Origin of the sequence: Pseudomonas frederiksbergensis, assembly GCF_035751725.1 — a bacterium.
Lineage (GTDB): Bacteria > Pseudomonadota > Gammaproteobacteria > Pseudomonadales > Pseudomonadaceae > Aquipseudomonas > Aquipseudomonas frederiksbergensis_A.
In genome coordinates, this window is sequence record NZ_CP142104.1 from 398,164 (window position 1) to 425,141 (window position 26,978).

At 61.2% G+C, this 26,978-nt stretch carries 23 protein-coding genes and 1 pseudogene; 12 read left to right on the forward strand and 12 right to left on the reverse strand.

The window, feature by feature from the left end:
• Positions 1-38 precede the first annotated feature (38 nt).
• A complete protein-coding gene (gene gpmI / locus VQ575_RS01820) occupies positions 39-1,568 on the reverse strand; it encodes a 2,3-bisphosphoglycerate-independent phosphoglycerate mutase (RefSeq protein ID WP_198726448.1) in 1,530 nt (509 codons plus the stop codon).
• Between the two features lie 152 nt (positions 1,569-1,720).
• On the opposite strand from gpmI, the gene VQ575_RS01825 reads away from it, so the two are divergent.
• From VQ575_RS01825 to secB, 3 genes are read left to right on the forward strand one after another with little or no spacing between them, the layout of a single operon-like run.
• A complete protein-coding gene (locus tag VQ575_RS01825; RefSeq protein ID WP_039592706.1) occupies positions 1,721-2,134 on the forward strand; it encodes a rhodanese-like domain-containing protein in 414 nt (137 codons plus the stop codon).
• A gap of 1 nt (position 2,135) precedes the next feature.
• On the forward strand, positions 2,136-2,390 hold the full coding sequence (grxC, locus tag VQ575_RS01830; protein WP_325918967.1) for a glutaredoxin 3: 255 nt from the start codon (positions 2,136-2,138) through the stop codon (positions 2,388-2,390).
• Between the two features lie 36 nt (positions 2,391-2,426).
• On the forward strand, positions 2,427-2,906 hold the full coding sequence (gene secB, locus VQ575_RS01835; RefSeq protein WP_039592708.1) for a protein-export chaperone SecB: 480 nt from the start codon (positions 2,427-2,429) through the stop codon (positions 2,904-2,906).
• Positions 2,907-3,048: 142 nt separating this feature from the next.
• On the opposite strand, the gene trmL is transcribed toward secB, so the two are convergent.
• A complete protein-coding gene (gene trmL, locus VQ575_RS01840) occupies positions 3,049-3,504 on the reverse strand; it encodes a tRNA (uridine(34)/cytosine(34)/5-carboxymethylaminomethyluridine(34)-2'-O)-methyltransferase TrmL (protein ID WP_045154877.1) in 456 nt (151 codons plus the stop codon).
• Between trmL and VQ575_RS01845 the strand changes: the two genes are divergently transcribed.
• Complete coding sequence (locus VQ575_RS01845; protein WP_325918968.1) at positions 3,503-3,943, forward strand: hypothetical protein; 441 nt, start codon at positions 3,503-3,505, stop codon at positions 3,941-3,943. The two genes, trmL and VQ575_RS01845, sit on opposite strands and share 2 nt — an antisense overlap.
• A gap of 329 nt (positions 3,944-4,272) precedes the next feature.
• On the opposite strand, the gene ntrC is transcribed toward VQ575_RS01845, so the two are convergent.
• The 6 genes from ntrC to glnA all read right to left on the reverse strand — a co-directional run bounded on the left by ntrC (position 4,273) and on the right by glnA (position 10,370).
• On the reverse strand, positions 4,273-5,709 hold the full coding sequence (gene ntrC, locus VQ575_RS01850) for a nitrogen regulation protein NR(I) (protein ID WP_039592711.1): 1,437 nt from the start codon (positions 5,707-5,709) through the stop codon (positions 4,273-4,275).
• Complete coding sequence (glnL, locus tag VQ575_RS01855) at positions 5,706-6,791, reverse strand: nitrogen regulation protein NR(II) (protein WP_039592712.1); 1,086 nt, start codon at positions 6,789-6,791, stop codon at positions 5,706-5,708. The genes ntrC and glnL overlap by 4 nt, the downstream gene beginning before the upstream one ends.
• 253 nt (positions 6,792-7,044) lie before the next feature.
• A complete protein-coding gene (locus VQ575_RS01860; protein WP_045154880.1) occupies positions 7,045-7,671 on the reverse strand; it encodes a DUF4124 domain-containing protein in 627 nt (208 codons plus the stop codon).
• Positions 7,668-8,186: a DUF4124 domain-containing protein gene (locus VQ575_RS01865; RefSeq protein WP_045154881.1), complete on the reverse strand. Its 519-nt coding sequence runs from the start codon at positions 8,184-8,186 to the stop codon at positions 7,668-7,670. The genes VQ575_RS01860 and VQ575_RS01865 overlap by 4 nt, the downstream gene beginning before the upstream one ends.
• A 101-nt stretch (positions 8,187-8,287) precedes the next feature.
• Positions 8,288-8,845: a chorismate mutase gene (locus VQ575_RS01870; RefSeq protein WP_325918969.1), complete on the reverse strand. Its 558-nt coding sequence runs from the start codon at positions 8,843-8,845 to the stop codon at positions 8,288-8,290.
• A gap of 118 nt (positions 8,846-8,963) precedes the next feature.
• Positions 8,964-10,370 (reverse strand): type I glutamate--ammonia ligase, encoded by a 1,407-nt coding sequence (gene glnA, locus VQ575_RS01875; RefSeq protein ID WP_039592716.1) that lies wholly within the window; start codon positions 10,368-10,370, stop codon positions 8,964-8,966.
• A 328-nt stretch (positions 10,371-10,698) separates the two neighbouring features.
• Here glnA and thiI point away from each other — a divergent pair, with 328 nt between their 5' ends.
• Positions 10,699-12,153, forward strand: coding sequence for a tRNA uracil 4-sulfurtransferase ThiI (gene thiI, locus VQ575_RS01880; protein ID WP_039592717.1), 1,455 nt, complete (start codon positions 10,699-10,701; stop codon positions 12,151-12,153).
• Between the two features lie 134 nt (positions 12,154-12,287).
• On the forward strand, positions 12,288-14,108 hold the full coding sequence (typA, locus tag VQ575_RS01885; RefSeq protein WP_039592718.1) for a translational GTPase TypA: 1,821 nt from the start codon (positions 12,288-12,290) through the stop codon (positions 14,106-14,108).
• A 107-nt stretch (positions 14,109-14,215) separates the two neighbouring features.
• Here the strand turns inward: typA and VQ575_RS01890 are convergent, their stop codons facing one another.
• A complete protein-coding gene (locus VQ575_RS01890; RefSeq protein WP_039592746.1) occupies positions 14,216-14,653 on the reverse strand; it encodes a YkgJ family cysteine cluster protein in 438 nt (145 codons plus the stop codon).
• 254 nt (positions 14,654-14,907) lie between these two features.
• Here VQ575_RS01890 and VQ575_RS01895 point away from each other — a divergent pair, with 254 nt between their 5' ends.
• The 5 genes from VQ575_RS01895 to VQ575_RS01915 all read left to right on the forward strand — a co-directional run bounded on the left by VQ575_RS01895 (position 14,908) and on the right by VQ575_RS01915 (position 24,394).
• Positions 14,908-17,358, forward strand: a complete 2,451-nt coding sequence (locus VQ575_RS01895) for a glycogen/starch/alpha-glucan phosphorylase (protein WP_039592719.1) — start codon at positions 14,908-14,910, stop codon at positions 17,356-17,358.
• Between the two features lie 195 nt (positions 17,359-17,553).
• Positions 17,554-21,177 carry a DUF2339 domain-containing protein gene (locus tag VQ575_RS01900; RefSeq protein ID WP_325918970.1) on the forward strand — a complete coding sequence of 1,208 codons (3,624 nt, stop codon included), beginning with the start codon at positions 17,554-17,556 and terminating at the stop codon, positions 21,175-21,177.
• Positions 21,174-22,544 carry a DUF3999 domain-containing protein gene (locus VQ575_RS01905; RefSeq protein ID WP_039592721.1) on the forward strand — a complete coding sequence of 457 codons (1,371 nt, stop codon included), beginning with the start codon at positions 21,174-21,176 and terminating at the stop codon, positions 22,542-22,544. Before VQ575_RS01900 ends, VQ575_RS01905 begins: the two co-directional genes overlap by 4 nt.
• Positions 22,545-22,783: 239 nt before the next feature.
• Positions 22,784-23,794, forward strand: a complete 1,011-nt coding sequence (locus tag VQ575_RS01910) for a class 1 fructose-bisphosphatase (RefSeq protein ID WP_030141457.1) — start codon at positions 22,784-22,786, stop codon at positions 23,792-23,794.
• A gap of 3 nt (positions 23,795-23,797) precedes the next feature.
• The gene (locus VQ575_RS01915; RefSeq protein ID WP_325918972.1) at positions 23,798-24,394 is read left to right on the forward strand and encodes a DUF924 family protein; all 597 of its coding nucleotides are present in this window, start codon (positions 23,798-23,800) and stop codon (positions 24,392-24,394) included.
• Positions 24,395-24,402: 8 nt separating this feature from the next.
• Here VQ575_RS01915 and VQ575_RS01920 read toward each other — a convergent pair.
• The 3 genes and pseudogenes from VQ575_RS01920 to VQ575_RS01930 form a co-directional block, all read right to left on the reverse strand.
• Positions 24,403-24,525 (reverse strand): annotated as a pseudogene (locus tag VQ575_RS01920) (type II toxin-antitoxin system RelE/ParE family toxin); the annotation flags it as partial.
• Positions 24,516-24,782: a type II toxin-antitoxin system Phd/YefM family antitoxin gene (locus VQ575_RS01925; RefSeq protein WP_325918973.1), complete on the reverse strand. Its 267-nt coding sequence runs from the start codon at positions 24,780-24,782 to the stop codon at positions 24,516-24,518. The gene VQ575_RS01925 and the pseudogene VQ575_RS01920, both read right to left, overlap by 10 nt.
• A gap of 98 nt (positions 24,783-24,880) precedes the next feature.
• The gene (locus VQ575_RS01930) at positions 24,881-26,773 is read right to left on the reverse strand and encodes a methyl-accepting chemotaxis protein (protein ID WP_200900493.1); all 1,893 of its coding nucleotides are present in this window, start codon (positions 26,771-26,773) and stop codon (positions 24,881-24,883) included.
• Here VQ575_RS01930 and VQ575_RS01935 point away from each other — a divergent pair.
• The gene (locus tag VQ575_RS01935) at positions 26,760-26,942 is read left to right on the forward strand and encodes a hypothetical protein (RefSeq protein WP_045154886.1); all 183 of its coding nucleotides are present in this window, start codon (positions 26,760-26,762) and stop codon (positions 26,940-26,942) included. The two genes, VQ575_RS01930 and VQ575_RS01935, sit on opposite strands and share 14 nt — an antisense overlap.
• The last annotated feature ends 36 nt before the right edge of the window (positions 26,943-26,978 follow it).

Genomic DNA, 26,978 nt, shown 5'->3' on the forward strand with positions numbered 1-26,978 from the left:
TTCGCGGGCAGGCTCGCTCCCACACAGGTAGGTCTGGATCAGACCAGGATCGAGGTCCCGGTCATTTCCGCCGGTTTTTCCATGCCCAGCAACATCAGCATGGTCGGCGCAACGTCAGCCAGCACACCGCCCTCACGGACCTTGAAGTCGCGCTTGCCGACATAGATGAACGGCACCGGCTCGGTGGTGTGGGCGGTGTGGGCCTGGCCGGTGGATTCATCGGACATCTGCTCGACGTTGCCATGGTCAGCCGTGATCAGGGCTTCGCCGCCGACTTTCTCCAGGGCGTCGACGATGCGACCCACGCAAGTGTCCAGGCATTCCACGGCCTTGACCGCCGCCTCGAACACACCACTGTGGCCGACCATGTCGCCGTTGGCGTAGTTCACCACGATCACGTCGTAACGCTGGTTCTCAATGGCATCGACGATGCGGTCGGTCACTTGCGGCGCGCTCATTTCCGGCTGCAGGTCGTAGGTGGCGACTTTCGGCGATGGGATCAGGATGCGCTCTTCGCCCGGGAAGGGTTCTTCGCGGCCGCCGGAGAAAAAGAACGTCACGTGGGCGTACTTCTCGGTCTCGGCGATGCGCAGCTGGGTCTTGCCGTTTTTCGCCAGGTAGTCGCCCAGCACGTTTTCCAGGCTGCCGGCGGCAAAGGCGGATGGCGCGGGAATGCTGGCGGCATATTGGGTCAGCATCACGAAGCCGGCCAGTTTTGGCTGGCGGGCGCGCTCGAATTCCTTGAAATCATCTTCGACGAACACCCGGGTCAGCTCGCGGGCACGGTCGGCACGGAAATTCATGAACACCACGGCGTCGCCGTCTTCGACTTTGACCGGCTCGCCGAGGGTGGTGGCCTTGACGAATTCGTCGCTTTCGCCCCGCTCATAGGCGGCTTGCAGGCCTTCCTGGGCGGTGGCGGCGTTGAATTCGGCGTTGCCGTCGACGATCAGGTTGTAGGCCTGGGCGACGCGGTCCCAACGATTGTCACGGTCCATCGCAAAGTAGCGGCCGATCAGGCTGGCGATCCGGCCCTTGCCCAGGGCCTTGAAGGTGTCGTCCAGTACCTTGATCGACGACTCGGCGCTCTTGGGCGGCGTGTCGCGACCATCGAGGAAGGCATGCAGGTAGATGTTCTGGGCGCCGCGCTTGGCGGCCAGTTCGGCCATGGCGACCAGATGATCCTGGTGGCTGTGCACGCCACCGTCGGACAACAGGCCCATGAAATGCACGGCTTTGCCGGCGGCCACGGCTTTATCCACGGCGGCGCAGATGGTCGGGTTTTCGAAGAAATCGCCGTCGCGAATCGACTTGGTCACACGGGTGAAGTCCTGATACACCACTCGGCCCGCGCCGAGGTTCATGTGACCGACTTCGGAATTGCCCATCTGCCCGTCCGGCAGGCCGACGTCCATGCCGCTGCCGGAGATCAAGCCGTTCGGCACGGTGGCCCACAGGCGATCGAGCACGGGCTTCCTGGCCGCGTATACGGCGTTGGATTCGTGGCTGTCACTGTGACCGAAGCCGTCCAGAATCATCAGGACCAAAGGTTTAGGCGTGGTAGTCATGGAATCCACTCGTGGCTGGTTAAAAGAAGACGATGGAAAAGGGACGGGCAGTTTAAAGGTAAGTTCCGGTGCCGTCACCGCCGGGCGGGGTTTGGCCGGCCTTGCGCGCTGTGTATACTGGCCGACATTTTAACGCCCTGGAACCTCCTTCGATGGTTGCTCACCTGATTGAATTTGCCACTAACCACTACATTCTCGTCGGTATCTTCGTCGTACTGCTGGCATTGCTGGTTGCCCATACGATGCAGGGCGGCGGACGCAGCCTGAGCACTGGCGAGCTGACCGCGCTGGTCAACAAGGACGCTGGTGTCGTGGTCGATATCCGTCCGAGCAAGGATTACGCCGCTGGTCACATTGTCGGCGCGCTGAATATCCCGCAGGACAAACTGATCGCACGCGTGGGCGAGCTGGAAAAACACAAGGCCAAGACGCTGATCCTGGTCGACGCCCAAGGCCAGCAGGCCGGTACCCTTGCCCGCGAACTGATGAAGTCCGGCTTCACCGCCGCCAAACTGTCCGGTGGCGTTGCAAGTTGGAAAGCCGACAATCTGCCCCTGGTGAAGTGACATGCCCCACGTAGTTGTCTATTCCAGCGATTACTGCCCTTACTGCTCCCGAGCCAAGCACCTGCTCCAGAGCAAAGGCGTGGATTTCGAAGAGATCAAGGTCGATGGCAAGCCGCAGTTGCGCGCGCAGATGAGCCAGAAGGCCCGGCGTACCTCCGTGCCGCAGATCTGGATCGGCGACACCCACGTGGGCGGTTGCGATGACCTGTATGCCCTGGAGCGCGCCGGCAAGCTCGACGCGCTGCTCAAGGCCTGAATTCCTATTAATAGACTGAAGTAAGAAGGATCTGCGATGACTGACCAACAGAACACTGCTGCCACTGAAGAAGCCGCACCGCAATTCTCCTTGCAGCGCATCTATGTCCGCGACTTGTCCTTCGAGGCCCCGAAAAGCCCGGCGATCTTCCGCCAGCAGTGGGAACCGAGCGTGGCCCTGGACCTGAACACCCGCCAGAAAGCCCTGGAAGACGACTTCCACGAAGTGGTGCTGACCTTGTCGGTGACCGTGAAGAACGGCGACGAAGTGGCATTCATCGCTGAAGTGCAGCAGGCCGGGATCTTCCTGATCAAGAACCTGGATGCGGCTTCGATGAGCCACACCCTGGGCGCGTTCTGCCCGAACATCCTGTTCCCTTACGCCCGCGAAACCCTGGACAGCCTGGTGACCCGCGGTTCGTTCCCGGCCCTGATGCTGGCGCCGGTGAACTTCGATGCCCTGTATGCCCAAGAACTGCAGCGCATGCAGGAAGAAGGCGGCGCGACCGTCCAGTAAACGGCGCTCCAGGCCTGGATACAGAACCTGTGGGAGCGAGCTTGCTCGCGATGAACGATGACGCGGTTTTGCAGTTGAACCGTGTTGACCTCATCGCAAGCAAGCTGGCTCCCACAGGTGTTTCTGGCTGACAGCAAGGGCTTCAGGCGAAGCCGTTCTGCCGCCAAGCCTCGTAAACCGCCACCGCCACGGTGTTGGACAGGTTCAGGCTGCGGCAGCCTTCGCGCATCGGCAGGCGCAGGCGTTGTTCCGCCGGCAGGGCGTCCAGCACCTCGGCCGGCAGGCCACGGCTTTCCGGGCCGAACAGGAATGCATCTCCGGCGACGAAACTGGCATCGTGGAACGGTCGCGAGCCTTTGGTGGTGAAGGCGAACAGACGTGGATGCCCCAGGCTTTCCAGGCAACTGGCGAGGTCGGCGTGTCGCTGCAAGGTGGCATACTCGTGATAATCGAGGCCGGCGCGGCGCAGGCGCTTGTCGTCCATCTCGAAACCCAGCGGTTCGATCAAATGCAAATGGCAGCCACTGTTGGCGCACAGCCTGATGACGTTGCCGGTATTGGGCGGTATTTCCGGTTGAAAAAGGATGACGTGAAACATGCACGGCTCCGCAGATAATGATGAGCGGCATTCTACGCCGCAAACCGACCGACGTTCGAAGCTAATGCCTCGGGTGATGGGCTCGCTGGCGATCTTCGGCATGATGGTCGGATTGATGATCGGCCGCCTGACGACGCCTGATCCGAGTGCGCTGCAACAGATCGAGGCGGGTGATGGCGTGCTTGTCGCCTGGTTCAACAATGAACCCAAGCTCCACGGGGAAACCATCGATGGCTCCGTGGCGCTGCTCTTCCAGGCCGAAGGCCGGCCGCAGAAGGGCCAGCTCAAGTTCAACGGCAAGGACGTGAACTGGCGGGTGCGGTTGAGCGACAAGGGGTTGTTGCTGACGTTGGTGGCGGCGCGTCCGTTGCGAGGAGAGTGGACCGGCAGCGAGGTCGATGACCGCTGGCGGCTGGAGATCCGTCTCCAGGAGCAATAAAAGAGGGAATCCCCGGCCTGCCTGTACCAAGGTCCCCAAAACAGTGGGCTCGATGAGCCCGGTATAAAAGAGGGGAATCCCCGGCCTGCCTGTACCAAGGTCCCCAAAACTGGGTAGTGATCTAGCTATTGCAGGGGGCGTGCCAGTTTTAAATGGCTTGTCACAAAAAACATTGTTGTAGATGCGCAAAGCCCCGTATTCCGGGGCTTTGGCTTTTTCCATGGGCTGGTTTCCGAGCTGGGTCCACCGGCTTTTGGCTTATCGCAGTGGGCAATTGCAGCTCGCAGTGCATTGAAGCGGTGCACAAATCCGTTGTGGGAGTGGGCTGATCAGCCCTCATCCCCGTCGTCATCATCCCCACCATCAACCTTCATCCCCAATTCCTTGATCTTGCGGGTCAAGGTGTTGCGGCCCCAGCCCAGCAGCACGGCGGCGTCGCGGCGGCGGCCGGCGGTGTGCTTGAGGGCGGTTTCGATCATGATCCGCTCGAAGCTCGGCACGGCGCTGTCCAGCAGACTTGATTGACCTCGGGCCAACGCCTGGTCGGCCCATTGGCGCAGGGCCTGTTCCCAGTTGGTCACTGGCGCCGAATCCTGTGGCAGGCTCAACAGCTCCGGTGGCAAGTCGCTGATATGCACTTCGCGACCCGACGCCATTACCGTGATCCAGCGGCAGGTGTTCTCCAATTGCCGCACGTTGCCGGGCCATGGCAGGTTCTTGAGGTATTCCTCTGTTTCACTCTTGAGCAGCTTGGGCTCCACCGCCAGTTCCTGGGCAGCACGGCCAAGGAAATGCCGGGCCAGGGTCGGAATGTCTTCGCGGCGGTCGGCCAGGCGCGGGATGTGGATGCGAATCACGTTCAGGCGGTGGAACAAGTCTTCCCGGAATTTGCCGGCGTGGACCAGGGTTTCGAGGTTCTGATGGGTCGCGGCGATAATTCGCACATCGACCTTCACCGGCGTATGGCCGCCCACTCGATAGAATTCACCGTCCGCCAGTACCCGAAGCAAGCGGGTCTGGGTGTCAGCCGGCATGTCGCCGATTTCATCGAGGAACAGCGTGCCGCCATCAGCCTGTTCGAAGCGTCCGCGTCGCAGGTTGGCCGCGCCGGTAAACGCGCCTTTTTCATGGCCGAACAACTCGGATTCCATCAGATCCTTTGGGATCGCCGCCATGTTCAAGGCAATGAACGGCGACGCCGCCCGCGGGCTGTGGCGGTGCAGGGCGTGGGCCACCAACTCCTTGCCGGTACCCGACTCGCCGTTGATCAACACGGTGATGTTGGAGTGGCTCAGGCGGCCGATGGCGCGAAATACTTCCTGCATCGCCGGCGCTTCGCCGATGATTTCCGGCGTGCGAGCCAGGGCCGGCACTTCTTCCAGGCCTTGTTGCTCCTGGGCGTGCTGGTTGGCGCGCTTGACCAGGGAAACGGCTTCATCGACATCGAACGGCTTGGGCAGGTATTCGAACGCGCCGCCCTGATAGGACGCCACCGCGCTGTCCAGGTCGGAATGGGCGGTCATGATGATCACCGGCAACCGTGGATGCTGCTCTCGGATCCTCGCCAGCAGGTCCAGGCCGCTGGCGCCGGGCATGCGGATGTCGGAGATGATCACGTCCGGCTGCTGACGGGCCAGGCGGCTCATCACCCCATCGGCGCTGTCGAAGCTCTGGGTGGTCATGCCTTCCTGTTGCAAGGCTTTTTCCAGGACCCAGCGGATAGAACGGTCGTCATCGACGATCCACACGGTTTCACTACGGCTCATGTCGATGTGGCTCCTTGTTCCAGTGGCAGGAAGATCGAGAAAGTGGTGTGGCCGGGATGGCTCTCACATTCGATCAAGCCCTGATGCTGACTGATGATGTTCTGGGTGATGGACAGCCCCAGCCCGGTACCGTCCGGGCGGCCGCTGACCATGGGGAAGAAGATGGTTTCCTGCAGCTCCGTAGGGATGCCCGGGCCGTTGTCGATGATTTCGATCTTGGTCACCAGGCGATGGCGCACGTGGCCGATGGTGAACTGGCGCATGGCGCGGGTGCGCAGGCTGATGCGGCCCAGGCGCAGCTCGTTCTGGCTACTGATGGCCTGCATGGCGTTGCGCACGATGTTCAGCACCGCCTGGATCATCTGTTCACGGTCGATCAAGACGTCGGGAATGCTTGGGTCATAGTCGCGCACCAAAGTGATGCACCCCTGGCTTTCGGCTTCGACCAGGCTGCTGACGCGTTCCAGAACCTCGTGGACATTGCAAAGGGCCAGCGACGGCAGCTTATTCGAGCCAAGCATGCGGTCCACCAGGTTACGCAGGCGGTCGGCTTCCTCGATGATGACGTTGGTGTAGTCCTTGAGGCTTTCTTCCGGCAGCTCCCGAGCGAGCAATTGCGCCGCGCCACGAATGCCACCCAACGGATTCTTGATCTCATGGGCCAGGCCCCGTACCAGCATCTTGCTGGTTTCCTGCTTGGACAACTGCGCCTCCTCCTTGGTGATGCGCAGCAGGCGATCACGGGGATGGACTTCCAATAGCAAGAGGGTGGCGTGGTTGTTCAGGATCGGCGTGACCGCGTAATCGACGGTCAGGGTCTGGCCGGTCAGGGCGGTGAGCATCGCTTCGCGCTTGGTGAACGGGTGGGCCTGTTCCACGGCCTGGCGCAGCGAGTTGAGCGCTTCTGCAGATTCGGTAAACAGTTCGCTGATGAACTGCCCGTGACTGCGCTGGCCGCTGACGGCCAGGAGCATCTCCGCCGCCGGGTTCATGTATTCGAGGCGCAATTCGGCGTCGAGCAGGATCGTCGCGGTGGTGAGGTTGTCGAGCAGCAAGCGGTGTAGTGCGTCGCTAATGGTCATCAGGACCTCTTTTAAAGCGTAGCAATCGGAGGCAAGCCCTCAAATTGCGCGCGCGATTAATGCGCTGATACCAGGAAAATGCAAAAACCAAACCAAGGCTCCGAAAAGAAGCGTTTATAGCCTCAATCAGGCGTTATGCGCCCGTTTGCGTGGCGTTCTGCCAGCTTTTTCGGGTAGTTTCGAACCAAAACGGGTTCGAATTTGAGTAGGGTGCGCAGCGGTGCACCAATATGGTGCTCCACTTTATAGGGCATTAGAAGAACGGCAGGATGCTGCTTTCTTCTTCCTCTGGTTTGTCGGCGAGTGGGCACTCGGGACGTTTCCCATAGTCGGCCTCTGCGCAGGGCTTGACGCGGCGCTTCTGCGCCAGGGACATACGTTGCATGTGGAAGGGTTGGTTGGCGGTGCGTTCGACGATCCGGTCGCGCTCATCAAGGATCTCCACGGCCAGGCGGTGAGTGCCTCGATCGACGTTTTTCAGCGCGAATACCGGGCTGGGCCCCGGTGCGCCAGTGGGTTTGCCGTCCAGCAACAGGCGATAGCGATGGCCTTTCTGCAGGCCGGGTTCGCTGGTGGCGGTGACGATCAGCTCCCCGGCGGTGCTGCGTATCGTGGCGTCCGGTTCGGGAATCAGCAGCCGGAGCATCTCGTAACGAAACAGGGGTTCGGGTTGTGATTCCTCGGCTGGCGCTGTCGAGGTCGCACCCGAGGGCGGGACCTGCATCCTGTTGCCTGGCGAGAGTTGGAGCTTCTTGGCATTGCCGGGGCGTGGCTGATCGGTGAAGACGCGATTGCCTTGGGCGTCGATGTAGGTATAGACCTGCGCCAGGCCCGGCGATGCGCTCAATAACAGGCCGACGGCGAGCAGCCAGCGGTTCATGGAAGGTGTACCCGCTGCACGGTGAAGGTGACCGTTTCGCTCTGCTGCACGAGACGCTCACCGTCAATGACCTGGACCGCCAGGCTGTGCTCGCCGCGGTCGATGTTCACCAATTGCAGCCGTGGCACATTGCTCGGCTGGCCGTAGGGTTGGCCGTCCAGCAGCAACCTGAACAGATGGGGGCTTTGCAGGCGCGGTTGTGTCCGGACGCTGACGGTGAACGTGCCATTGTTGGCGCGCAGGGCCTCTTCGGTGGGGATGTCGGCCAATTCCAGCAGGTCGTAGGTGTTGCGCGGCGCGTCGTCGCTTTCCGGGAGCGGGGGCGCTTCCTGGGTGGTCGGAGCCTGGGTTTCAACGCTGTTGAGCGGCGGCAGCTCCACCGCCTGGGCCGGCACGCCGTCGGGGGGCTGGTTGCTGTAGGCGGTGTTGCCGTCGGCGTCGGTGTATTTGTAGATCTGTGCGGCGGCGGGCAGGGCCAGCAGTAACAAGAGCAGGATTGAAAAACCACGACCCATGGAAAATCGACCGAAAATAAAAAGTGATGGATGCAGCATAGGCCAGGGCGGATGGTTGGCCCAAGTTGTTGTGCTGCTCCCACGAAGGGGGGTGGGGTGGCTCAGGATTTTGGGGGGATGCACAGCCCGCCGGTCGCCCGGATCAGGGCCAGCCGGTGCACTGGATGCTGCTTGTTGTGGTGGGTGGCTTGGGCCAGCCATTGCGGGCACTGCGGGTCGGCGCGGTATGGGGCGAAGTCGGCGAGTTGTTGCAGCAGGCGCTTTTGCAGGCGGTCGAGCTTGGGGCGGATCTCGCCCACCAGGTCCGGCCGTGGCAGGTCTGGTGCCTTGCCATCCAGGGCCCAGTCGGACAGGTTGATGTACTGCACCAGTTTGTTGGCTTCTATCTGGGCGGCGAAAAACGTTTCCACGGTTTCGCCGTCCAGCTTGTAGATCGGCGCTTGGGCCACGGCGGCGGCAATCACTTCGCGCTCGCGCGGACGGTCCTCTACGGGTTTGCCACTGTCCCATTTGCTCAGTGCCACTTGATCGGCGATCAGCAGGCGTTCGCCGATGGCATTGAGTAACGGGGTCAGGGCGTCCGGGGCGTTGCCGGCCTCGGCTGTGGAACACAGCAGTGCGGCAGACAGGGCGAGGCAAATCTTCAAGCGGGGAGTCATTGGCAATCTCGTCTTGTAGGGGGGACGAGGCATCATGCACTTATCCTGCGCCCATGAAAAAGGCCTCCCGAAGGAGGCCTCTTTTTAGTTCGCGCCGTGCGTGGCGGCGCTTACCGGATCAGCAGCTGTAGTACAGCTCATATTCCAGTGGGTGTACGAAGGTGCGGACCTTGATTTCTTCTTCGCTTTTCAGTGCGATGTAAGCGTCGATGAAGTCATCGCTGAATACGCCGCCCTTGGTCAGGAACGCACGGCCCTTGTCCAGCTCTTCCAGGGCTTCTTTCAGGCTGCCACAAACCTGTGGGATTTCCTTGGCCTCTTCAGGCGGCAGGTCATACAGGTTTTTGTCAGCGGCATCGCCAGGGTGGATCTTGTTCTGGATACCGTCCAGGCCAGCCATCATCAGTGCAGCGAAGGCCAGGTATGGGTTGGCAGCCGGATCCGGGAAACGCGCTTCGATACGGCGGGCTTTCGGGCTGTTCACGTAAGGGATACGGATCGAGGCGGAACGGTTGCGAGCCGAGTAGGCCAGCATCACCGGGGCTTCGAAGCCTGGGACCAGACGCTTGTAGGAGTTGGTCGACGGGTTGGTGAAGCCGTTCAGGGCCTTACCGTGCTTAATGATACCGCCGATGAAGTACAGGGCGGTGTCCGACAGGCCGGCATAACCTTCGCCTGCGAAGGTGTTCTTGCCGTCTTTGGAGATCGACATGTGCACGTGCATGCCCGAACCGTTGTCGCCGTACAGAGGCTTCGGCATGAAGGTCGCGGTGCGGCCGTAGGCGTCGGCAACGTTGTGTACGCAGTACTTGAGGGTCTGGACTTCGTCAGCCTTCTTCACCAGCGTGTTGAACTTCACGCCGATTTCGTTCTGGCCGGCAGTCGCCACTTCGTGGTGGTGAACTTCGACGGTCTGGCCCATTTCTTCCAGTGCGTTGCACATGGAGGTACGGATTTCGTGGTCGAAGTCGAACGGTGGAACCGGGAAGTAGCCGCCCTTGATACCTGGACGGTGGCCTTTGTTGCCGCCTTCCACGTCCTGGTCGGACATCCACGAACCCTGTTCGGAGAAGATCTTGAACATGGAACCGGAGATGTCGGACTTGAACTTGACCGAGTCGAAGATGAAGAACTCAGGCTCTGGACCGAAGAAAGCGGTGTCGCCGATACCGGTGGACTTCAGGTATTCCTCGGCGCGGTGGGCGATGGCGCGTGGGTCGCGGTCATAGCCTTGCATGGTCGAAGGTTCGATGATGTCGCAGACCAGGATCACGGTCGGCTCTTCGGTGAACGGGTCCAGGACGGCGGTTTCGTCGTCCGGCATCAGGATCATGTCGGAGGCTTCGATGCCTTTCCAGCCGGAGATGGAGGAACCGTCGAACATCTTGCCGATTTCGAAGAAATCTTCATCCAGCGCATCACGGGCCGGCATGCTCACGTGATGTTGAGTACCTTTGGTGTCAGTGAAGCGCAGATCAATCCATTTGACGTCATGATCTTTGATGAGTTGAACCGTCTTCGACATATGTCCTCCGGGTGGCTTCGGGCGGGTAGTGGAGTGCCCTTAGATATGGTTGATGCCGGCGCGAATACTCTGCCAAGGCAACCTGCCTCACAAGGGAGCAAATTGCATGCCAGTGCCCCACCATGGGTTTTTTGCACCAAATCCACGCTTTTAAAGGCGTAAATCAAAGATTGTCAGACAATAACGCACTGCAATGTTGCGCAGTCAATCGATAATGACCTGTTTTGGTGCATGCAAAACCATCTTCACATTAACTGGTTAAACCTTGAGCAATTTCCGCTATAATCCGCGCCCCCCTTTTTCGGCTGGCCGTTCGCGCGCTGTTTTCATGAAACTAATCGTAAAAGTCTTCCCCGAGATCACCATCAAGAGCCGCCCGGTACGGATGCGTTTCATCCGCCAGTTGGCCAAGAACATCCGTGCCGTGCTCCGTGACCTGGACCCGGCCGTGGTGGTGAACGGCGTGTGGGACAATCTCGAACTGGAAACCCGCGTCAGCGAACCCAAGCTCCTCAAGGAAATGACCGAGCGCCTGAGCTGCATGCCGGGTATCGCGCATTTCCTGCAGGTCGACGAATATCCGCTGGGGGACTTCGACGACATCCTCGCCAAATGCATGCTCCATTATGGTGATGCCCTGGCCGGGAAGATCTTTTCCGTACGCTGCAAGCGCGCCGGCAAGCACCCGTTCAGTTCGATGGACGTGGAAAAGTACGTCGGCAGCCAGTTGCGCCGGCAATGCGGCGCCGCCGGTATTTCGCTGAAAGACCCGCAGATCGAAGTGCGCATCGAAATTCGTGACCAGCGGTTGTTCGTGATCCACAGCCAGCACGACAGCATCGGCGGCTACCCGCTGGGCTCCCTGGAGCAGACCCTGGTATTGATGTCCGGTGGCTTCGACTCCACCGTTGCCGCCTACCAGATCATGCGTCGCGGCCTGATGAGCCATTTCTGCTTTTTCAACCTTGGCGGTCGTGCCCACGAACTGGGCGTAATGGAAGTGGCGCACTTCATCTGGAAGAAGTACGGCAGCTCCCAGCGCGTGTTATTTGTGAGCGTGCCGTTCGAGGAAGTCCTGGGCGAGATTCTCGGCAAAGTCGATAACAGTCATATGGGCGTCATTTTGAAGCGTATGATGTTGCGTGCCGCGACGAGCATCGCCGACCGCCTGCACATCGACGCGCTGGTGACCGGCGAGGCGATTTCCCAGGTGTCGAGCCAGACGCTGCCGAACCTGTCGGTGATCGACTGCGTGACCGAAAAGCTCGTGCTGCGTCCGCTGATCGCCAGCCACAAGCAGGACATCATCGACACGGCCAACGAGATCGGCACCGCCGATTTTGCCCGGCACATGCCGGAGTATTGCGGTGTCATCTCGGTCAATCCGAAGACGGCAGCCAAGCGCGGGCGCGTGGAGCACGAAGAGAAAGAATTCGACATGGCGGTACTCGAACGCGCGATCGAGAACGCCAGGCTGGTACCGATCGATCGGGTCATCGACGAGTTGGGCCAGGACATTCAGATTGAAGAAGTCGGCGAAGCGCTGGCCGGTCAGATCATCATCGATATCCGTCATCCGGACGATGCTGAAGACGATCCGCTGAGCGTTGCCGGCGTCGAGGTACAAACGATGCCGTTCTATGCAGTGAACGCGCGTTTCAAGGAACTGGACCCTACTCGCCAGTACCTGCTGTATTGCGACAAAGGCGTGATGAGTCGCCTGCATGCCCACCATTTGCTCAGTGAGGGGCATGCCAATGTGCGCGTTTATCGACCGAGCTAAGTGCCCGGGGCTGTTTGCCTGTGGCCTGCGTCACCGGCCCCCCGACGCCGCCGACACGCTGTAACTGTCGGACTCTACTGTAAATCGCTGCCACGACCTGTCAGCACACCGAATCCTCTGATCGAGATACACAAGTGATCGAAAATCTACGCAACATCGCCATCATTGCTCACGTTGACCATGGTAAGACCACCCTGGTAGACAAACTCTTGCGTCAATCCGGCACCCTGGAGCGCAACGAGCTCAACGACGAGCGCGTGATGGACTCCAACGACCAGGAAAAAGAGCGCGGTATTACCATCCTGGCGAAAAACACCGCCATCAACTGGAACGGCTACCACATCAACATCGTGGACACCCCGGGCCACGCCGACTTCGGTGGTGAAGTAGAGCGAGTGATGTCGATGGTCGACTCCGTGCTGCTGCTGGTCGACGCCCAGGACGGCCCTATGCCGCAAACCCGTTTCGTGACCAAGAAGGCCTTCGAAGCCGGCCTGCGTCCGATCGTGTGCATCAACAAGGTTGACCGTCCAGGCGCGCGTCCGGACTGGGTCCTGGACCAGATCTTCGACCTGTTCGACAACCTGGGCGCCACCGAAGAACAGCTGGACTTCAAAGTCGTCTACGCCTCGGCCCTGAACGGTATTGCCGGTCTGGACCACACCGAAATGGCTGAAGACATGACCCCGCTGTACCAGTCCATCGTCGACAACGTACCAGCACCGAAAGTCGACCGTGACGGTCCGTTCCAGATGCAGATTTCCGCACTGGACTACAACAGCTTCCTGGGTGTTATCGGTGTTGGCCGTATCGCCCGTGGTCGCGTCAAGCCGAACACTCCTGTCGTGGCTATCGGCGCCGACGGCAAGCGCCGCAACGGTCGTATCCTGAAGCTGATGGGTCACCACGGCCTGCACCGTGTAGACGTTGAAGAAGCAGCAGCTGGCGACATCGTCTGCATCAGCGGCATGGACTCGCTGTTCATCTCCGACACCCTGTGCCACCCGGACACCGTCGAAGCGATGAAGCCGTTGACCGTCGACGAGCCAACCGTTTCCATGACCTTCCAGGTCAACGACTCGCCGTTCTGCGGTAAAGAAGGCAAGTTCGTGACGTCCCGTAACATCAAGGAGCGTCTGGACAAAGAGCTGCTGTACAACGTTGCACTGCGCGTTGAAGAAGGCGACTCGGCTGACAAGTTCAAGGTCTCCGGCCGTGGCGAACTGCACCTCTCGGTACTGATCGAAACCATGCGTCGCGAAGGCTTCGAAATGGCTGTAGGCCGTCCGGAAGTGATCATCCGTCTGGTCGATGGCGTGAAGCACGAACCGTTCGAAAACGTCACCATCGACCTGCCGGAAGAATCCCAGGGCAAGGTGATGGAAGAGATGGGCCTGCGTAAGGGCGACCTGACCAACATGGTGCCGGATGGCAAGGGCCGTGTACGTCTGGAATACAACATCCCTGCTCGTGGCCTGATCGGTTTCCGTAACCAGTTCCTGACCCTGACCAACGGTGCTGGCATCCTGACCTCGATCTTCGACCGTTACGACGTGATGAAGTCGGGCGACATGTCCGGCCGTCAGAACGGCGTTCTGGTTTCGGTTGAAACCGGCAAGGCACTGACCTACTCCCTGGAAACCCTCCAGGCGCGTGGCAAGCTGTTCGTCGAGCACGGCCAGGAAATCTACGGCGGCCAGATCGTTGGTCTGAACAGCCGTGACAACGACCTGGGCGTGAACCCTACCAAGGGCAAGAAGCTCGACAACATGCGTGCTTCGGGTAAAGACGAAACCATCGCCCTGGTTCCACCTGTTCGCTTCACCCTGGAACAGGCCCTGGAATTCATCCAGGATGACGAGCTGTGCGAAGTGACGCCTAAGTCGATCCGCCTGCGCAAGAAGATCCTGGACGAAAGCGAGCGTACCCGCGCCGCCAAGAAAGCCAAGGCCTGATTGCCTTAGCCTCGGCTGAATGAAAAACGCCCCCGGTTGTGAGACCGGGGGCGTTTTTTTATGCCTGGGATTTATGTTGTGTCTGTCAGCGCCAAACCATCAGGGAATCAAAACCGATCCAACGTCCGCGGATTACGCTCGCGCTCCACTTCCTTGGGCTTATAGGCGCAATAGCCTGGCCTTGGCCCGACCCGCGGATGGTTGCGGCAGGTGTCCGGGCGCTTCTCGTAAATGGTGCACAACCGGCTCTTGCGGTCCAGATACAGGCAGTCGTTGTTGCTCATGCGTTGCAACGTGAAGATTTCCGACTTCTGGTTGTAGCGCTCGACGATCCCTTCTTTTTGCAGGCGCTTGGCGATGTTCTTCGGCGGGTCGCCCAGTTCGAACTCATCGACGATGCCAATCCGGATCAGGTCCTTGATCTTGACCTCCACCGGCAGCGTGCAGCAGCTCGATATGCAGGAACCGCACATCGGGGCGGAGTACTTGGCCCAGGTATCGAGTCGGTCGATCTCCGCGGCGGCGATCAGGTTGGGCTTCATCATCGGTGTGTACCAGCATGCATCAGGGCGCGCGATCATACCGGGACTGGTGAAATTTTGAACGACCATCTGCCGGTTTTTTTTGCGTCCCGACAAAACCTCCCCGCAGCGGCACGGCCCCTGCATTCATTCGCCCATCGGCAATTCCTTGGCGACGATTCTCCGACGCTCGCGGAAAAACCACCGAACCAAGAGCCTGTACCGTCTGTCAGACCGACTAGGCTCAGACAATTCCATGCTCGTTCGAGGTCTCATCAATGACTCAAGAACCACTTGTTCGCGAAGCTGAGGTTGCGGCATTTCGCGACGCCGTGTTGACCAAACTCACTTATGCCGTCGGCAAGGACCCCGATCATGCGTTTGATCACGATTGGTTCGAAGCCATAGCCCTTGCCGCCCGCGACCACATGGTCGAACACTGGATGGACCACACGCGGCAGATCTACCGCAAGGGCCAGAAGCGCGTCTATTACCTCTCTCTGGAATTTCTGATTGGTCGCTTGCTCTACGACAGCCTGAGCAACCTCGGCCTGCTGGACACCGCTCGCGAAGCGTTGACGGAACTGGGCGTGGACCTTGAGCGCATCCGCCTGCTGGAGCCCGACGCGGCCCTGGGTAACGGTGGTCTCGGCCGTCTGGCGGCGTGCTTCATGGAGAGCATGTCCACGCTGGGCATCGCCGGCCATGGCTACGGTATTCGTTACGAGCACGGCTTGTTCCGCCAGGCGATTGTCGATGGCTGGCAGCAGGAGCAGACCGAGCACTGGCTCGATTTCGGCAACCCATGGGAGTTCGAACGGCCGGAAGTGGTCTACCCGATCGGCTTTGGGGGCAGCGTCGAAACCGTCACCGACGACACCGGCAAGACCCGCCAGGTGTGGTCTCCGGCCGAAACCGTGCGCGCCATCGCCTACGACACGCCGGTGGTGGGTTGGCGCGGTGCCAGCGTCAACACCCTGCGCCTGTGGCGGGCCCGGGCCATGGAAGAGTTGCACCTGGAGCGCTTCAATGCCGGCGACCACCTCGGCGCCGTGGCCGAAGTCGCCCGGGCCGAGAGTATCTCCCGCGTTCTGTACCCGGCCGACAGCACCGAGGCCGGCCAGGAATTGCGTCTGCGCCAAGAATATTTCTTCGTCGCCGCCTCGTTGCAGGACTTGCTGCGCCGTCATCGCAACATGCACACCTCGGTGCTGACCCTGGGCGATCACGCCGCGATCCAGCTCAACGACACGCACCCATCCATCGCCGTGGCCGAACTGATGCGCCAACTAGTGGATGTCTACGATGTGGCGTGGGATGCGGCCTGGCAGATCACCCAGGACACGCTGTCCTACACCAACCACACGTTGCTGCCCGAAGCCCTGGAAACCTGGCCGGTGGGGCTGATGGAGCGCATGTTGCCGCGGCACATGCAGATCATCTACCTGATCAATGCCCAGCACATCGATTCACTGCGGGCCAAGGGCGTTCACGATTTCGACGTGCTGCGCTCGGTGTCGCTGATCGAAGAGGACAACGGTCGCCGGGTGCGCATGGGTAACCTGGCATTCCTCGGTTCCCACAGCGTCAACGGCGTGTCCGGGCTGCATACCCAGTTGATGCGCAGCACGGTGTTCTCCGAGCTGCACAAACTCTACCCCGAGCGGATCAACAACAAGACCAACGGCATCACCTTCCGCCGCTGGTTGTTCCAGGCCAACGCCGAGTTGACCTCGATGATGGTCGACGCCCTCGGCCCAAGCGTGCTCGACAACCCCGAGGAACGCCTGATCGAACTGGAGCCGTTCGCCGACAAGCCGGCGTTCCGCAAGCAGTTCGCCGAGCAGCGGCTGCACAGCAAGAAAGCCCTGGCCTATCTGATTCACGAGCGCCTGGGCATCGCCGTCAACCCGGCGGCGATGTTCGACGTCCAGGTCAAGCGGATCCACGAATACAAACGCCAATTGCTCAACCTGATGCACACCGTGGCGCTGTACCAGGCAATTCGCGCCGAGCCGGAAGTGGACTGGGTACCGCGGGTGAAGATCTTCGCCGGCAAGGCTGCCGCCAGTTATCACCAAGCCAAGCTGATCATCAAGCTGACCAACGACATCGCCCGGGTAGTGAACAACGACCCGACCGTGCGCGGCTTGCTCAAAGTGGTGTTCCTGCCCAACTACAACGTCAGCCTGGCCGAAAGCATCATTCCGGCGGCGGACCTGTCGGAGCAGATATCCACGGCCGGTTTCGAGGCTTCGGGCACCAGCAACATGAAGTTCGGCCTCAACGGCGCGCTGACCATCGGCACCATGGACGGCGCCAACGTGGAGATGCACGACCGCGTCGGTGGCGAGCACATGTTTATCTTCGGCCTGACCGCCGAGCAAGTGGAAGCGCGCAAGCGCAACGGTGAGTTCAGCGCCGCGCCGGACATCGCCGCGTCCCATCGTCTCAACGATGTGCTGCAGGCGATTCGTGGCGGTGTGTTCTCGCCGGACGATCCGATGCGCTACACCGGGCTGGTGGACTCGCTGGTGGATTACGACCGCTTCCTGGTCTGCGCCGATTTCGACGCCTACTGGAACGCCCAGGCCAAGGTCGAAGAGAAGTGGCACGACTCCAAGCAGTGGTGGCGCTCGGCGGTGCTCAATACCGCACGCATGGGTTGGTTCTCCTCGGACCGGACCATTCGCGAATACGCCACCGACATCTGGAAGGCTCTGGAGTAAACGTTGCAAGAAATGTGAGCGAAGCCCAACGGCGGTTGGGCTTCGTCGATATACTAAGCGCCAGATTCGCCGGGTGGTGTGGCTGGATTCAGTAATTGGCAGCGCCGATGTGGGAGCGGGCTGTTCCGCTAGACTGAGTCAGGCATCGCTCTTCCCGGTCATGCCCGCAACGGGCCGCTTAGGGATATCGACCATATGCAATGGATTTTGACACTGTTGGGCCTGGCACTCGGCTGGGTGGTGGATGAGTCGTTCGCCGATGCGCTGATAGGTGCGTTGGTCGGGCTCGGCATCGCCCAGTCGTTTCGCCTGGGGCGCCTGGGTAACCAGGCGGCCAAGCAACAGATCCTGTTGCAAGAGACCCAGCAGAGCGTGCTCACGTTGGAGGCGCGGCTGGCGGTTCTCGAGCGTGGCAAGGTCGCCGAACCGAGCGATCCGGCGCCGGCCCCCGAGGTTGTCGCGCCTCAAGTGGCGCAACCACGAACCCGCACCGAGCCGGAACTGGTCTGGGAATTGCCGCCAGACCTCGAACCCGTTTCCACGATGAGCACCCAGGCCAGCCAGCCGCTGCCTGACGATATCTGGACCCCTGCGCCAGCCGCTTCCACTCGGCGCGCCGATCGCGATTTCGCGCCGTTGCCCCTTGAACCGACGGCGCCTGCGCCTGCAGCCCCCCAAGGCCCGAATCTCTTCGACCGCGCCATCACGGGCGCGCGCAACTGGCTGTTCGGCGGCAACACCGTGCTGCGGGTCGGCGTGGTGCTGTTGTTCCTCGGCCTGGCGTTCCTGCTGCGCTACGCCACCGAAGGCATGGTAGTGCCGATCGAATTGCGTTATGCCGGCGTCGCGGCCAGCGCGTTGGGCCTGTTGGGCCTGGGGTGGTGGTTGCGCCACCGCAACAGCAACTATGCGCTGATGCTGCAGGGGACCGGGATAGCCGTGCTGTACCTGACGGTGTTCGCCGCCATGCGCCTGCATCCGCTGCTCGATTCGAAGGCTGCGCTGGGCCTGCTGGTGGCGGTCACGGTGTTCTCGGCGATCCTGGCGGTTACCCAGAACGCCATGGGCCTGGCGGCGGCTGCGGCGCTGGGCGGGTTTGCCGCGCCGATCCTGACCTCCACCGGCAGTGGCAACCACGTCGCGCTGTTCAGCTATTTCATCCTGCTCAATGCCGGCATCCTCGCGATTGCCTGGTTCAAGGCCTGGCGCCTGCTTAACCTGATCGGCTTTGTCGGCACCTTCGGTATCGGTTTCGCCTGGGGCCTGCGTTCCTACACGCCGGAACTGCTGTGGAGCACCGAACCGTTCCTCATCGTGTTTTTCCTGATGTACCTGGTGATCGGCTTGCTGTTCACCCGGCGCAAGCTGCTGGAAATGAGCGATGCGCCCGAAGATGACAGCCGGGACGCGATGTTGCGCTGGTCGGCGCGCAAGGGCGACTACGTCGACGGCAGCATGCTGTTCGGCCCGCCCTTGGTAGGCTTCGGCTTGCAGTTCGCATTGGTGCAGCATCTGGAGTTCGCCGCGGCGTTCAGTGCCCTGGCCCTGGGCATGATCTACATGGGGCTGGCCCGCGTTTTGATGGGCGGTCGCGCTGTATTGTTGGCTGAAACCTGCCTCGCCTTGGGCGTGATTTTCGGCAGCCTGGCGATTCCGCTTGGCCTCGATGCCCGTTGGACTGCCGCAGCGTGGGCGGTGGAGGGCGCCGGCATCTTCTGGCTGGGCCTGCGCCAGCAGCGACCCTTCGCGCGCATCTTTGCCCTGTTGCTGCAATTGGGATCGGCGCTGGCCTTCGTCAGCGAATTGCATCCAGGTGAAGGCAGCCTGCTGGAGGGATCGTGGCTGGGTGCGTTGATGCTCGGTTGTGCCTTGCTGTTCAGCTTCTACCAATTGCACAAGGCCGAGCCCGGGCATGTCGCGAGCTGGGAGCGTCAGGCTCAGCCTGTGCTGGCGGTATTGGGGCTGGGCTTCCTGTACTTGCTGGCACCGCTGTTCTTCTTTACCCACGGCACCGCCATTGCCTGGGCCTTTGCCGGCCTGGCGACGCTGTTTGTCGGCCTGCGCCTGCAATCAAGGACCTTCCTGTTTACCGCGTTCGCCGTGCAACTGTTGGGTGGTGCGTTGTTCCTGATGCGCCTGCAAGGCGCGGACGGGGATTCGACGGCCGTGTTCAGTGCTGGCTGGAGCGGTTTGCTCAGTGCTTCGCTGATCGGCCTGGCACTGATCGGCGGCATGCTCCTGGCGGCTCGCGACGACATGGTGCGCAACGATGTCCGCTTGTTGCGCGGCTTGTCCGTGGTACTGCTGGCGGGGCTGGTGCTGATCAATCTCGCGGTGCTGTTCGTCCTGCCGTGGCAAACGGCGAGCGGCGTATGGGCGGCCAGCGGCCTGTTGATCATCTGGTTGAGCCTGTACCTGAAGCAACGTGTGAGCTTTGTCTTCGGCCTGCTGTTGCAGTTGCTTGGCGGTGCGGCGTTCCTCACGGCAGGGCCAGCACTGCTGGGCCCGCTCAATGCCGAGGATCTCCGTCCGTTGGCCCATAGCGGCTTCTGGACGCCACTGGTACTGGGGCTGGCGGCGCTGGTGGGCGCGTGGCGACTGCAACGTGCGCACTCGACGCAGGAGCTGGACGTCTTGAGCTTGCAGCGCCTGTCCGAGTTGTTGCTGGTCTGGGGTGCCGGCTGGTGGGCACTGGCGTGGGTCAGCGAAGTGCTGCGCTTTGCCCCGGCCAACCTGCAAGGCAGCTTACTGTTGATCGTGGCGGCGACCAGCGTGGCGGTATGGAGCGTCTTGTCGCTGCGGTTGAAATGGCCGGCGTTGGGGCTGTTGTGCACCTTGCTGATTCCTGCGGCGGGCTGTGTGCTGTTGGCGACCGGGCACAGCCGTTATCATCCGGCGGCGGATTTCGGCTGGTTGGCCTGGCTGGCGGTGTTCGCTGTGCATTTCGTTTCCTTGAAGCGGCTGGCGTCGGCGCTGCCGGCCCAGGCGCGCAGCACAGCTCATGTACTCGGTTGCTGGTTGCTGATGGCGGTGTTGATGCTGGAGTTGCGTTACGGCCTGCTGCAGTTGTCCGAGCAGTACAACGCCTGGCGCTGGCTGGCCTGGGCGATCCTGCCGGGCCTTTACCTGGTGCTGGTGTCCTCGCCGCGCACCTTGCCGTGGCCGGTATCTGCACAACCACGGGAATACCGCGTCTACGCGGCGGCGCCCATGGCGTTGTTGATGCTCGGCTGGTTCTGGCTGACCAACACTTTCAGCGACGGCAACTCGGAGCCACTGCCTTATGTGCCGCTGCTCAATCCTCTGGAGCTGGGCCTGTTGTTCGCCTTGTTCGGTATCTATGTGTGGGCCCGCAACGCCGTGGAGCAAACGACGACCCGTTGGAGTCGTATCGGTCACATTGCCCAGTTGATCGCCGGTGTGTCGCTGTTCGCGTTCTTCACCGCCCTGGTGATGCGCACGGCCCACCAGTGGATGGATGTCCCGTACGAGCTGGACGCGTTGCTTGAGTCCATGTTCGTACAGGCCGGCTTGTCCATCGTCTGGACCTTGATTGCCTTGGGCCTGATGATCGGCGGGCACTTGCGCCATCGCCGAGAGGTGTGGCTGATCGGCGCGGCGTTGATCGCTGTCGTCGTGGCCAAGCTGTTCTTCGTTGAATTGAGTAACCGTGGCGGTCTGGCGCGGATCGTGTCGTTTATCGGCGTGGGGGTGTTGCTGCTGGTGGTCGGCTATTTTGCGCCGCTGCCGCCCAAGCGCCCGGAGTCGGCCCCGGATGCCGAGCCGCCGATGCCTGTCAGTGAGGGAGTGTCGTCTTGAGTCGCAAGTTGAGTCGAATCGGGCTGGGCGTGGTCGGGCTGTGGGCAGCCTTGTCGGCGACGGCGCAGGAGCAACCGCAGGATTTCGCCCATCAGGTGCCGTTGGCCTTGAGCGGCGAGGGGCCGTGGTATCGCTTGCCGTTGCCCTTGGATGTTCAGTTGCGGGCGCGACAAACCGACCTTAGTGATCTGCGGGTCTTCAACGCCGCCGGGCAGGCCCAGGCCTACGCGTTGGTTCGTGAGTCGGCCCGGAGTCGAGAAAATCGCACCCTCACCGATGTGAAGTGGTTCCCGCTGTACAACGCGGCCGATGACAGTGAGCGCGCGCCCAGCGTGCGGGTCCAATCGAACGCCAACGGCACGCTGGTTGAAGTACAACCGTCCAGCCGACTCGAAGCGGGGGAAGAAGAACTGCGCGGCTGGCTGCTCGACGCCAGCGCAATCAAGGCCCCGCTGCAGCAACTGATCCTCGACTGGACCAGCGAACGCGACGGCTTCCAGCGTTTCAGCATCGAAGCCAGCGACGACTTGCAACACTGGCAGGCCTGGGGTGAAGGCCAGGTCGCACGGCTGACGTTTGCCGACGAGCGGGTCGAGCAGCACGAGGTGAGCTTGCCCGGCCAATCGGCGCGGTACTTGCGGTTGCTGTGGGATTCGCCGTCCTCGGCGCCGGTGCTGACCTCGGCCCAACTGCAAAGCGCCAGCCGCGAAAGCCTGCCGTTGCCGTTGATCTGGTCGCAACCGCTCGCCGGCAGCACGACGAAGGCCGGCGAATACACCTGGCAGTTGCCGATGGGGTTGGACGTCGAACAGGTGCAGGTAGATCTCAGCGAGGCCAACAGCCTGGCGCCGGTGACCCTGGCCGGTCGCCGTGAAAGCAGCCATCCCTGGCAGCCAATGGGCGGTGGTTTGCTTTATCGCCTGACGCAGAACGGCCAGGACGTGCTGCAAAACCAACTGCAGCTGTCCGGCCAGACCGTTCAACAGTTGAAGCTGACGGTGGATGAGCGCGGCGGCGGCCTCGGCACCGAAGCCCCTGCACTGCGGTTTGCCGTGCGTGCGACCCAGGTGGTGTTCCTGGCTCGTGGCGAAGGGCCTTATACGCTGGCGCTGGGCAGCGCGACGGTAAAGGCGGCCAGCCTGCCGTTGACCACGCTGATTCCAGACTACAAGCCCTCGCGCCTGGCGACGCTGGGCGCCGCGACGGTCAACGGAACGGCCACTTCGACGCCTGTTGTTGAAGCCACACCCGCGACTGCGGATACCGACTGGAAAAAGATCGGCTTGTGGGCGGTGCTGCTGCTCAGCGTGGTGTTCCTCGCGGCGATGGCCTTCAGTCTGCTGCGCAAGCCGCCAGTCAAATCCTGAGTCGAGACAACCGACAAACCGAGTCGCCCGTTTCGCGAGCAAGCCGGCTTCCACAGGAGTCCGCATTCCTCATGTGGGAGCCGGCATGCTCGCGAAAGCGGTTTTCCTTCCACCAAAATACCCAAGCGAACCGACACCCCGTGAACTCAATCCTCCATATCCCGTCTCATAGGAGGAATTAAGTCCCGACTCGCGCTAAACTGCGCGGGTTTTCCGCCCCCTATTCTTCGGAGCCGTCCATGTCCCGCGTTACCTTGAGTCGCTATTTGATTGAGCAGACCCGCAGCAACAATACCCCTGCCGATCTGCGCTTTTTGATCGAAGTGGTGGCGCGTGCATGCAAGGAAATCAGCCACGCCGTGTCCAAGGGCGCGCTGGGCGGTGTCCTGGGCAGCATGGGCACCGAAAACGTGCAGGGCGAAGTACAGAAGAAGCTCGACGTGCTCTCCAACGAAATCCTGCTGGAGGCCAACGAATGGGGCGGTCACCTGGCCGGCATGGCGTCCGAGGAGATGGACAATGCCTACCAGATCCCGGGCAAATACCCGAAAGGCGCCTACCTGCTGGTATTCGACCCGCTGGACGGTTCGTCGAACATCGACATCAACGCGCCGGTCGGCACGATCTTCTCGGTATTGCGTTGCCCGAACGAGTACCTGAGCCAGAACGAAGCCCTGAATGAAAAGGCCTTCTTGCAGCCAGGCACCGAGCAGGTCGCCGCCGGTTATGCCATCTACGGCCCTCAGACCATGCTGGTGCTGACCCTGGGCGACGGCGTCAAGGGCTTCACCCTGGATCGCGAAATGGGCAGCTTCGTACTCACCCACGAAGACATCACCATTCCTGAAACCACCCAGGAATTCGCCATCAACATGTCCAACCAGCGTCACTGGGAAGCCCCGGTACAACGCTACGTCAGCGAGTTGCTCGCCGGCGAAGAAGGCCCGTTGAAAAAGAACTACAACATGCGCTGGGTCGCCGCGATGGTCGCCGACGTACACCGCATCCTGACCCGTGGTGGCTTGTTCATGTACCCGCGCGACAGCCGCGAGCCCTCCAAGCCGGGCAAGCTGCGCCTGATGTACGAAGCCAACCCGATGTCGTTCCTGGTGGAGCAGGCAGGTGGCGCTTCCACCGACGGCCACCAGCGCATCCTCGACATCAAGCCTGAAGGCCTGCACCAGCGCGTTGCCGTGTTCCTCGGCTCGAAGGAAGAAGTGGCACGCGCCACGGCTTACCACAAGGAGTAAACCATGGCCGAGCCCTGGCAGCCGTTGCTCGATTGGTGGTTTGGTTCAGCCCAGACGCCGGACGAAATAGCGGCTGACAAGGGCAAGCTGTGGTTCGGCAAAGGCCATGATCGCCAGGCGCGAGAGCGCTTCGGCGACCTGGTCGAGCAAGCACTGGCCGGCGGATTGACCGACTGGGCGCAACGCCCGGAAGGTTGGCTGGCCCTGGTGCTGCTGCTGGATCAACTCCCGCGGATGATCTTTCGCAACACGCCCAAGAGCTTTTCCGGCGACCTGCGAGCCCAAGCGCTGGTGGCCCAGGGTTTGGCGGCGGGTTTCGACCAGCAACTACGACCGATCCAGCGCGTTTTCATCTACCTCGTCCTCGAACACTGCGAAAACCTCGCGGTGCAGAACGAAGCCGTATCGCGGTTCATCGAACTGGTTCGAGAGCAACCCGAGGCGCAGCGGGCGGTGTTTGAAGACAATCTGGATTATGCCGAGCGGCATCAGAAGATCATTGCCCGGTTTGGACGCTTTCCCCATCGCAATGCGGTGTTGGGGCGCGAGTCCACGGCTGAGGAAGTGGAGTTTTTGAAGAGGCCTGGGTCGAGGTTTTAGTCAGTTGTTTAGGGGCTGCTTCGAAGCAATCGCTTCATCAGCAGGGCGGGCAAGCTCTTGCGGCTATCGGCGATGATATGGATATAGATCGTTTGGCCCCGCACCTCATAAATGATTCGGTTCATCCCTGATTGTCCAGTTCGCTGAAGATATCCTCGATTGCCCTGAATTTACCCTCTTGAATTTCCTGGTTGCCCATCGCCAGCAGCTTCAACAGGGCCATAGTGTCTTCTTGTTCTTCGAAACTTTTTACATCCATGACCACGAGCTTGGCTTCACCGTTTTGGGTGATGATCAACGGCTCTCTGCTCTCTGTGATGCTCTTGACGATTTCGGCGGTATGGCTCTTCAAATAGCTGATGGGTTTGATTTGTGATGAGAGTTTCATGGTGCGGGGCCTCGGAAGAGTTGAACGGACTGAATTTAGTCTTGATTCAGTCTTTCGTCAGGGTGTCGGTCTGATTTCTGCTGAGGGCCCGCAAAGCGCTAGATCCGGAAACTCCCCACCAACTGCTTCAACCGCGCCGCCTGCTGTTCAAGGTCGGAACAGGCACGCAAGGTGGCTTGCAGGTTTTCCACGCCTTCCTGGTTCAGCGTGTTGATCTCGTTGATGTCGACATTGATCGACTCCACCACGGCGGTTTGTTCTTCGGTGGCGGTGGCAACGGACTGGTTCATGCCGTCGATTTCGCCGATGCGCTGGGTCACGCTGCCCAGGCGTTCGCCGGCCTGGTTGGCGATGCCGACGCTGCTTTCACTCTGGCGCTGGCTGTCGGTCATGGTCAGTACCGCTTCCCGCGCACCGACTTGCAGCTCCTCGATCATCTTCTGCACTTGCTGCGCCGAATCCTGGGTGCGGTGGGCCAGGTTGCGCACTTCGTCGGCCACCACCGCGAAGCCGCGACCGGCTTCACCGGCCCGGGCCGCTTCGATGGCGGCGTTGAGGGCGAGCAGGTTGGTCTGCTGGGAGATGCTGGTGATCACTTCGAGAATCTGGCCGATGTTCACCGTGTTGCTGTTCAGGGTTTCGATGTTGCCGCACGAATCGCTGATCTTGGCCGACAGCTGTTGCATCGCCGTGATGGTTTTATCCACAACTTGCTGACCGTCTTCGGCCAGGTTGCGGGCCTCGCTGGAATGTTGCGAGGCGAGGGCGGCGTTCTGGGCGATTTCCTGGGCGGCGGCGCCGAGCTGGTTGATGGCCGCGGCCACGCTGCTGGTGCGCGACGCCTGCTGGTCCGAGTTGAACATTGACGAGTTGGATGCACTGACCACACGCAGGGCGACTTCATTGACCTGGCCGGTTGCAGAAGCCACCTCTCGGATCGAGGTGTGGATACGCTCGACGAAGCGGTTGAACGAGGTGCCCAGCGCGCCGAATTCATCATGGCCATGGATGGTCAGGCGGCGGGTCAGGTCGCCTTCGCCTTCGGCGATATCGTGCATGGCGCGGCCCATGGCCAGCAGCGGTTGCATCAATACGCGGATGAGCATGCCCAGCAGGGCGATGATGAAGACCACGGCGATGACCATGGCAATCAACGCCGAGGTGCGGAATTCGCTGAGCATTGCCAGGGCGGTGTCTTTATCAAGCACCAGCGCCACGTACCAGCTGGCACCGGGGACGCCGTTGACCTGGGTGAAAGAGATGAACTGGGTCTTGCCGTCGAGCTCGACTTCTTTAACGCCCGGACTGATTTGAGGCGCGCCGTTGGGATAGGCCTCGGCGAGGGTCTTGAGCACGCGCTTGCTGTCAGGGTGGACCAGGATCTTGCCGTCGGCGCTGACAATGAACGCATGGCCATGGCCACCAAAGTTCAGCGAGTTGATGATCGCGCTGACGCTCGACAGGTCGATGTCCGCACCCGCCACGCCGATCATCTGGTTCTGGCGCTGTACCGGTGTCGCAACGGTAATGACCAACTTGCCCGACGAAGCCGCGATGTAGGGTTCGGTGACGATGGTTTGCTGGGCGCTATTGGCCGCCTTGTACCAGCCACGGGCGCGTGGGTCGTAGTCGGCGGCGCGATTGCCGGCTGGTATCGAAAACATCAAGCCGTCGGTGCCGCCGAAATAGCTGAGCTGGAAATTGCCGGTGTAGGCGGGCAGTCCTACGGCGCGTTTCAGGCTGTCGGCACTGCTGCCGTCGATGGCGATTTGTTGGGCCAGTGATTGCAGCAACTGTATCCGGCCTTCTACCCACGTCTGGATATTGCGGCTGGTCAGGCTGCCAAGCTCCTGCATGGACGTCTCGGTGCTGGTATTGAGACTTTGTCGCTGGCGGTAATCGTTGAACAGGATGAAACAGGCGAATGCGACGGCCACCACAAGGGCGGCAGCCAACAAGATTTTGTGGCTGAATTTCATGTTTCTGGTCATTAAGAACGCTACCGCGAAGGGACGGGTCAAAAAGGGGAGTCAATTTGCCATAACGCAGGATTTTGCGCTGTTACTTTTTATCGGCGCAGAAGCCCGGCGCATCAGGAGCCAGGCCACCTATCCCGACGAAAGGCACGACGGCGTCACAAACCGATTGATTCATCCGTGAAACACCTCTGCATCGCCAATAAATACTGGGGGCGTC

Coding starts and splice junctions, on each gene's coding strand:
- VQ575_RS01895 (WP_039592719.1), top strand. CDS start 14,908: ATGACTCAAGAACCACTTGTTCGCGAAGCTGAGGTTGCGGCATTTCGC.
- VQ575_RS01890 (WP_039592746.1), bottom strand. CDS start 14,653: ATGATGAAGCCCAACCTGATCGCCGCCGCGGAGATCGACCGACTCGAT.
- VQ575_RS01910 (WP_030141457.1), top strand. CDS start 22,784: ATGTCCCGCGTTACCTTGAGTCGCTATTTGATTGAGCAGACCCGCAGC.
- VQ575_RS01915 (WP_325918972.1), top strand. CDS start 23,798: ATGGCCGAGCCCTGGCAGCCGTTGCTCGATTGGTGGTTTGGTTCAGCC.
- trmL (WP_045154877.1), bottom strand. CDS start 3,504: ATGTTTCACGTCATCCTTTTTCAACCGGAAATACCGCCCAATACCGGC.
- ntrC (WP_039592711.1), bottom strand. CDS start 5,709: ATGAGCCGTAGTGAAACCGTGTGGATCGTCGATGACGACCGTTCTATC.
- thiI (WP_039592717.1), top strand. CDS start 10,699: ATGAAACTAATCGTAAAAGTCTTCCCCGAGATCACCATCAAGAGCCGC.
- VQ575_RS01900 (WP_325918970.1), top strand. CDS start 17,554: ATGCAATGGATTTTGACACTGTTGGGCCTGGCACTCGGCTGGGTGGTG.
- secB (WP_039592708.1), top strand. CDS start 2,427: ATGACTGACCAACAGAACACTGCTGCCACTGAAGAAGCCGCACCGCAA.
- VQ575_RS01930 (WP_200900493.1), bottom strand. CDS start 26,773: ATGACCAGAAACATGAAATTCAGCCACAAAATCTTGTTGGCTGCCGCC.
- VQ575_RS01825 (WP_039592706.1), top strand. CDS start 1,721: ATGGTTGCTCACCTGATTGAATTTGCCACTAACCACTACATTCTCGTC.
- glnA (WP_039592716.1), bottom strand. CDS start 10,370: ATGTCGAAGACGGTTCAACTCATCAAAGATCATGACGTCAAATGGATT.
- VQ575_RS01860 (WP_045154880.1), bottom strand. CDS start 7,671: ATGAACCGCTGGCTGCTCGCCGTCGGCCTGTTATTGAGCGCATCGCCG.
- VQ575_RS01935 (WP_045154886.1), top strand. CDS start 26,760: ATGTTTCTGGTCATTAAGAACGCTACCGCGAAGGGACGGGTCAAAAAG.
- glnL (WP_039592712.1), bottom strand. CDS start 6,791: ATGACCATTAGCGACGCACTACACCGCTTGCTGCTCGACAACCTCACC.
- VQ575_RS01925 (WP_325918973.1), bottom strand. CDS start 24,782: ATGAAACTCTCATCACAAATCAAACCCATCAGCTATTTGAAGAGCCAT.
- VQ575_RS01870 (WP_325918969.1), bottom strand. CDS start 8,845: ATGACTCCCCGCTTGAAGATTTGCCTCGCCCTGTCTGCCGCACTGCTG.
- VQ575_RS01865 (WP_045154881.1), bottom strand. CDS start 8,186: ATGGGTCGTGGTTTTTCAATCCTGCTCTTGTTACTGCTGGCCCTGCCC.
- gpmI (WP_198726448.1), bottom strand. CDS start 1,568: ATGACTACCACGCCTAAACCTTTGGTCCTGATGATTCTGGACGGCTTC.
- grxC (WP_325918967.1), top strand. CDS start 2,136: ATGCCCCACGTAGTTGTCTATTCCAGCGATTACTGCCCTTACTGCTCC.
- VQ575_RS01845 (WP_325918968.1), top strand. CDS start 3,503: ATGCACGGCTCCGCAGATAATGATGAGCGGCATTCTACGCCGCAAACC.